Raw genomic sequence first — 7924 nt, 5'->3', positions numbered from 1 at the left:
ATCCACGTCGTCTTTATAATTTAGCAACTATAGGCGTTCTCCTCTGTTTGCTATATGGCCTACTCGTTATGGGACTTGCTACTTTACGTGAGCATCAAGATTGAAATAAATTCAATAAAATCATAATGCTAAATACTGAAAAGATAAATATGAGTGAAATTCTATTATGTCTAAATTTAGTAAATTTTTAAAGAACCCATATGGTTTTATTAATGACTCACCAGCATATCAAACTATAAAACATTCTTTTTCCTCACACAAAAAAATCAGCAAAATAAGAACAAATTTTAATTTAGAATCATTAAAGCATGAATTATCAACAATTACCGAAATAGTCATTACTAAAGAAACCACCTTTGACACTACACTTCACATTGGTATATTAAAGGGTTCTGCACACATTGTATATAAATATATTTACTCATTACATAAAGATAGAAAATTAGATGTTCACTTCCGCAATAAAAAATCAAAATGCAACTTTGGAAAAATTGAGCTGTATAAATTCATCAAACATCTCAATGTTTACGGAGAAATAAGGTGCACGGTTGGTCATATAAAATTAAATATTAGCTACTGGGTAGAAAAAAAGGATTGTTACGAGTCAATCAATGATCATGCGATAGCTAAAAGAATATATAAAGCAGCTTATTATCGAACACATCCTTTCAAAAAGGGCAATGTATTTTATGTTAGCGATATATTTCCCTCAGAGCCATTATCATATTATAACTTTAAAATAGACGCTGTATATACTTGGGTTGATCATAATAATAAAGAATGGCAATCCTCTTACTTACAATATAAATCAAAACAAGACAGTGAGATCAGTGATGCGGTATCGTTAGGGCGTTTTTTTAATAGAGATGAGCTCAAATTTTCATTAAGATCTTTAGAACAATATGCTTCTTGGATAAATAAAATCTACATTGTAACAAACTGTCAGCCTCCTGCGTGGTTGAATATAAATAATCCTCGAATAAAAATCATCAAGCATCATGAAATAATGCCACTTGAAAGCTTGCCAACTTTTAACTCACATGCAATAGAAGCAAATATTCACAAAATAAAAGGATTGGCTGATCATTTTATTTATCTTAATGATGACTTCTTCTTTTCAAAAGACGTTAAGAAAGAGGATTTCTTTTTATCTAATGGTGTATCAGTTTCCAACCTTGAACCATATGGCGTAGTTAATGGTACCGTTTCAAAAGACTATCCAGACTATATAAATGCTGCACTTAATGGACAAAAACTGATTGTTGACACCTATAATATTACCCCTACGCAGTTACATCAACATTCACCATATGCATTACGCAAAGATATACTTGAAGAAATTTGTTCGTTATATAAAGAAGCAGTTATCAAAACAACATATAATCGATTCCGGAGCAAATCAGATATATCAATCCCTTCATTCTTATACCATCATTATTCATTCATAAATAAGCAGGCATACTTAGGAAATATTAAGTGTTGTTATATAGGTTACAAAAAAAACGTTAACTTCAAAAAATTAATAAGTAATGATGCGAAGTTCTTCTGCATTAATGATAATGGGAACAGTTCTAGCGACATAAAATGGAACAATAGGATCACTTCATTTTTAGAAAAGAATTTTAGGCAAAAATCGACATTTGAAATTTAAAGACGACTTGATTTAAACACAGCGAGAATATGTATGATCTCAATTAACAAAATCGAAAAAATGAATAAAAAACATTTTTTTGTTTCAGCAAAAATCAATGATAAAGAAAATAATCAAAGTGTTAGGCTTATAGCAACTAAAAATAATAAAAAATTAGAGATTGGCAAGCTTTTTTTTAAAACAAACAAAGCAAAATGTAACCTCCATAATATTGACCTCTTAGAAAATGGCTCATATAAGATTGATGCATTATCTTCTAAAGGAAGTATTATTGATGTTTCATTCTCACTTTCAGATACTTCAACTGAATTACATGGTAGTACTAATATAATTAAAATTAAGAAATCTACATTTGAAGTTACTCCTATTAGCACGCAAAATTCAAAAATATATGTTCTGAGCATAACTGATGATGAAAACAACCTTTATGTCAGAATTAAAAGCGAATTACCTCACATCTATAATATTTCATGTTTAACAGCTAGGCACAGAATAAACAATAATGAAATAAATAGCCTTCCTGCCAAAAATCATGCTCAAGGGATTTATGAAATAACTTTGAGTAAAAATAATATTTTTGATAAAACTGGCATTTGGGATTTTTATGTTAAAATTAGTTCGAATGGAATAGACAGTTTTGTTCGACTGGATGCAAACAGCGAAACTTTGTCGAACCAGAATATAAATTGTTTTTATAACAATACGCTTTTCAAATTTCAGCCATACATCACACAAGATGGGCAGTTAAGTCTAAACATCAGAGATTTGACAACTACCTTTTCAAAACTAATGTCTTTAGACTATAATCAATCAAGTTTTAACATAGCATTCAAAATCAATGAAAAATATTCTGAATTATATAAACAATTACGCGCCAAACTAATCATTGATGGCAAAGTAATTAATTATGCACAAATAAATAAATGTAGATTTGGTAACACACAATTTACAATTCCATTTGAATGGTTTTTAATTCAATCAAACAACACCAATAACATTGTTGAATTGTGCTGGGAAATTGTTCTTAAAAATGGTGACATACATGACCTACCGTTCACCCATGTACTTGATGAAGAAAACTATAAAAGCAGTGAGGTTTTAATTTATCCTTCGGCTATTTACAAAAACAATGATGCGCCAATTTCTATTAAACCTTACTTCAATAATGCTAATAGACTTTTATTTTCTACACTTGAAGACATTCAATATCAAATAAATACAATTGTATTTAAAGAAAAAATAGAAATAGAAATAGATGCTAACAATGATAGCAATATCAACATCGTGGCAATATCGAAAAAAGATGGTAATACAATCGAATTCGTCAAAAAGAACAATAAATATATAAGCATCCTTAATTTAAAGGAAATTTCACCAATTGAAAATGCTTACTTTATTCATTATATAAAAGATAACAAAAAGCATATCATTAATAAAACATCGCCAGTGTTAAAAAGTCAGTTTAAAATGTTTAAACAAAATAAAGTTAAACTTGGCTCTGGTAATTATATTTCTTGTATTGTTTGTAAAAACAACCTAACGAGTATCGAAATCAGACCTCTTAGGGAGCATGAGAAAACCACAAGTAAATTATCTCTTTTTTTATCAAAATGCGTCGCCTTTACATTAAAAAAATGCTTTAAAAAAGACATTTGGCTGATTGGAGAGAATTTAGGGGACGTCGCCCAAGATAATGGGTTTGCATTTTTTAAATACGCACTAGAAAAACATAATGAAAGAGTGTACTACATTATCAGAAAAAACAGCGTCCATTATCATAAATTATTACCTTTCAGGAAGAATGTAATCATTTATGATTCATTTAAGCATAAGATAATGTATCATTTAGCTAGTAAACTTGTTGTTGCACATGGAATACGTGACGTTTTGCCATCCATTAAACATCCAGTAATTTATAGAAATGATAAAGACATAGTTTACCTTCAGCATGGGATACTGGCCATGAAAAGAATTGGTATGCACGGAAACTCATATAATAATAAAATCGTTAAATTTGTTGTATCATCTAATAACGAAAAAAGAATAATGATAAGAGAATCCAAATTTAGACAAGATCAAATCATTGTATCAGGGTTACCTAGATTTGATGATTTATACAGATATGAAGAAAAACCAAAAAGACAAATATTCATAATGCCAACATGGCGGGATTGGTTAGTAAACTCTGAAGAGGAATTTCTCAATTCCGATTTTTATAGAAATTATAAGTTATTATTAAATGATAAGGATCTAGATCGTTTTTTAAGTAAAAACAACTATGTGATTAAAATCCTTCCTCATAATGAAATTTACAAACAGTACATTCATCTTTTCAAATCATCATGTGACAATATATTGATCGCTAATCTTGCTGAAGATACTGTTCAGAAATTAATTACTGAAAGTTCTGGAATGGTAACTGATTATTCAAGCGTCGCTTGGGATTTTTTATTCATGCGAAAACCTGCGTTATTTTTCCAATTCGATGTTAATGAATATTTAACCAAGCGAGGGGCATATATGAGTTTTCAAAATCATCTTCCCGGACATATTAGTTATACATATGATGATTTTATATCGCAATTGAAGCTGATGATAGTCAGAGACTGTAAGTTTGAAAACATTCATTTATCAAAATTGAATATGTTTATTAATAATATTGATGACCAAAACTGCCATCGATTGTATAAGCAAATAACTTCATCTTAAGAAAGGACTCTCTAGTGAACATATCATTTTTAGCATATAATATTTTTGGGATAGGCGGAACGGTAAAAACCATTGTTAATACTGCAAACCATCTTGCAGATAAAGGATTTAAGGTCGAAATAATTAGTATAAAACGAACAAGCGATGCCCCAAGTTTTCCTATCGATAAAAGAATTAAGGTTAGAACCATTTCTGACTCCAGAGCAAAATATAAGTACCATGGTTTAACTACCATTAATACATTGTTGAAAAAAGGCTTTTCCACATTACCGAGCATTCTAATTCATAAAGATGAAGATCTATATAAAAACTTTTCCCTTTATACTGATTACAGACTTATCAAAAGGTTGAAAAAAATAAATAGTGGAGCACTAGTTACAACTATTCCTTCGTTTAACTTAATCGCTACTAAATACGTCTCCTCAAGAGTCCTGAAAATTGGCCAAGAACATAAAGAATATAATATTCATTCAGAAAGATTACAGAAAAAAATAAAGAAAGGTTATGGTCAATTAGATATTTTGACTTGCCTAACTGATAATGCAACGGATTATTATTCCGAAGTATTTAAAAACAACAAAACTCGAATAGTAAATATTTCAAATGCTACTAAACTGGGTGTTTCTCCAGCCCCTCTTGAGGCAAAACAAGTTATTGCGATAGGGCGATTTGTTGAAGACAAAGGCTTCGATAATTTAATATTAGCATTTGAAAAAGTTGTACAAAAGTATCCTGATTGGAAACTTAAGATATTCGGTGATGGAGAACTTAAAAATAATATAAGAGAATCAATTCATCAGAAAGGTTTATTCAATAACATTCTTATATATCCTTCGACAAAAAATGTATCTCTTGAACTTAGAAGATCTTCCATTTTTGCATTATCTTCAAATAGCGAATCCTTCGGCATGGTTATAATTGAAGCAATGGCAGAAGGTGTGCCATGTGTTGCCTTTGCATGTGATGGCCCAAAAAAAATCATTAACCATGGACAAGATGGAATTTTAATTCCATGTGGTGACGTTGATGCTTTTAGCAAAAACATTATGCAATTGATTGAAGATAGAGAATTGAGACATAAACTCGGTATTAATGCTTTCCAAAGTGCTAAAAACTATAGTTTAGATACTATAGGTAAAAAATGGGAATCTATTCTTTTGAAGAATAATAAAAAACCAAATAACAATAAAGAATAATATAGATGATAAATATAGATAATATTTCAGTGGAAAAAAATATATCCATATTCGAGTTGAAAGGCCTGAATCCTCTAAGATTAATAATTGGGACAGATTATGCCTCGATTTTTTAGGGGCTGATAAAAAAATCACTAACGCCTACTATATAAATGGATTGAAAAAATCAAATGAAATTTTAGTAAGAAATATCCCCATTCCTAAAATGGCCTCTTCACTGAAAATATTACCTATCGGGGAGTTTAACGTTACTGCCATACTTTTTGACAAAGTTAGATATTATACTAACTTTGAGCAAAAACTATTTGCCGATCAACTTCATAGTTTTAATGGACAATATTATTTTCAGTATCCATCCAAAGTTCCCCCTAAAAAAATCATTATTACCCTACCAGGCATGGGAAATAATATTGACCATGAAACACAATACTCAATAATGACAATGAGAACATTCCCTTTCGGGGATGATGTATTTAGAATACATTTGATGGATTTATTTTGGGCTAACGGTTCATGCTTGTTGTTTAATGAAGACAAGGAAGACAACATTAATAATATCATAGCACTAATTGATGGATTATTGAACAAGTATGATTTGACAGTTTCCGACTGTCATATTATTACAGCTTCAAAAGGATGCTTTGCTGGCTTTGAAATAATGAAACGACGTAGTTATAGATTCGCATTCTTTGCTCCAATTACTAACGTCGATAGGTTTAATGAAAGCTCACCAGTGATGCGTTTTATTTCTAGAGAAGTATTAAACAATGGTTACAGATTTTTCAAACCAAAATTTAATGACCATGTTGTAGTATATACGTCACACAAAGATCCCGGTATAGACCTAGAACTATTATCAAATTGTTGTAGCGTAGTTGACCCTAACTTGATGCATGCTCAAATTACTAAAAGATTTATTAGTGAATACTTGTCATCTGAAAAACTGATAGCGGATAATATTTCACCTTGAATTAGTAATATCTCTGATAGTTATATTTTTACAGCAATTATGCTTTTACTTATCTCCATAACTTATCATTTTAAAACATATTAGTAGCAGTTACATTTTAATTGAATGATTAACCATATCAGTGGGGAAAATGGCACGTAACCTAAGTTTTATTACGCCCTTTCACTTTGAGCAAAGTGGGAGAGGGAATCTAAAAAATGCGATTCAAAGACTAAGAACTTGCATACAATCAGTCTGCCTCAACTCTAATGTTGAGATTTTAATTCCAGCTAATTGTGATTTATCGCTTTTAAAAAGAGCTAATATTCGACTAATCGAAGATAATCAGTTCAATTCAGCTTATTCACCAGGTTTTGCCCGTGATCAAGCGATTAAAGCTAGTCAAGCTCAATCAATTTTTCTTATGGATGCTGACTTAATATGTTCTCCTTTCCTGAATGAACATCTACACAAGTGCAGCTATAACCAAAACCAATGCACAAATAGTTTTGAAATGTACCCCTGTCTCTACCTCACAAAACAAGAAACAGAGCGGTTCGACGGTGATTTCCAGGGTTGTCTAGAATCCTTCCTGCGCGGCGAAAACCACAGAGTAGAAGGCATTGCCCTTGCCAGCAGTTGCCTGTTACTCAACCGCGAGTGGTTTTTACAGCTGGGTGGCTTTGATGAGCGGTTCGTCGGTCATGGCGGCGAAGACCTGGAGCTAATAGATCGGTTGTGCCAGCACTATCCTATTGGCCCACGTCCTGCGGATTATGGGCGGAATATTAAAGCCCAGTATCCTGGTGACTATCAGGGATTCCGACGTTACTTCAGTTATTACGCCCTGCCCCATCTGTTCGCCGGACGTTTCCTGGTTCACCAGTGGCATCCCCGCCCGTTGACTCACCCTTATCACAAGCGCAGAGCGGGCAACGACGCGTTACTTGAGCAAATGCTGGCAAATCCGGGCCCCTTAAAAGGTCCTGTCATCCCTTGTAACGATCTGAATGGCGAGCTTCCAGATTTTCGGGAATGGATGATCCGTCTGCAGGAAGAGGCCGGGTATCCCATCAGTGAATATCCTGGGTTACTGTGCTGGAAGGATGGCGTAACGGTGAAACGCCCGCTGTGGCGAAAAATGCGTAAGTTGTACCTGAACCCGAAAGCTTTTTTTAAAGACATGGTCAAAACAAAATCCTGATAAATATCTTACTCTGAGCAACTTGCATGACCAGATGGACGCACTCAGGCAACATTTTCACCTGGAATGCATAGTCCAATGCCTGCATGGGCGAGCCAATGGGTCTTTTTTATCATCCCGGAAGCCGCGTGTTCCACCCATATGTTGCTTGCCGACACAACGGAAAGCTAAAATCAGTTCCGATTCCTGTTCCCATCAAAATAAAAGTAAAAACG

The 7924-nt window shown here is 32.6% G+C and carries 5 protein-coding genes; all 5 read left to right on the top strand.

What is annotated here, in order from left to right:
- The first annotated feature begins 166 nt into the window (after positions 1–166).
- Entirely contained in the window at positions 167–1651 is a 1485-nt protein-coding gene (locus B3J26_RS11600; protein WP_291074646.1) for a stealth conserved region 3 domain-containing protein, read from the top strand.
- A gap of 60 nt (positions 1652–1711) precedes the next feature.
- Positions 1712–4360, top strand: a complete 2649-nt coding sequence (locus tag B3J26_RS11595) for a CDP-glycerol glycerophosphotransferase family protein (protein WP_291074645.1) — start codon at positions 1712–1714, stop codon at positions 4358–4360.
- Positions 4361–4374: 14 nt separating this feature from the next.
- A complete protein-coding gene (locus tag B3J26_RS11590) occupies positions 4375–5556 on the top strand; it encodes a glycosyltransferase family 4 protein (RefSeq protein ID WP_291074644.1) in 1182 nt (393 codons plus the stop codon).
- Positions 5557–5713: 157 nt separating this feature from the next.
- Complete coding sequence (locus B3J26_RS11585) at positions 5714–6526, top strand: hypothetical protein (protein WP_291074643.1); 813 nt, start codon at positions 5714–5716, stop codon at positions 6524–6526.
- 130 nt (positions 6527–6656) lie between these two features.
- Positions 6657–7709, top strand: coding sequence for a galactosyltransferase-related protein (locus B3J26_RS11580; RefSeq protein WP_291074642.1), 1053 nt, complete (start codon positions 6657–6659; stop codon positions 7707–7709).
- Positions 7710–7924 lie beyond the last annotated feature (215 nt).

The sequence above is a fragment of the Empedobacter sp. UBA5987 genome (assembly GCF_002429865.1).
GTDB lineage: Bacteria > Bacteroidota > Bacteroidia > Flavobacteriales > Weeksellaceae > Empedobacter > Empedobacter falsenii_B.
This window is presented reverse-complemented; position numbering and strand designations above follow the sequence as displayed.

Coding starts and splice junctions, on each gene's coding strand:
- B3J26_RS11600 (WP_291074646.1), top strand. CDS start 167: ATGTCTAAATTTAGTAAATTTTTAAAGAACCCATATGGTTTTATTAAT.
- B3J26_RS11595 (WP_291074645.1), top strand. CDS start 1,712: ATGAATAAAAAACATTTTTTTGTTTCAGCAAAAATCAATGATAAAGAA.
- B3J26_RS11580 (WP_291074642.1), top strand. CDS start 6,657: ATGGCACGTAACCTAAGTTTTATTACGCCCTTTCACTTTGAGCAAAGT.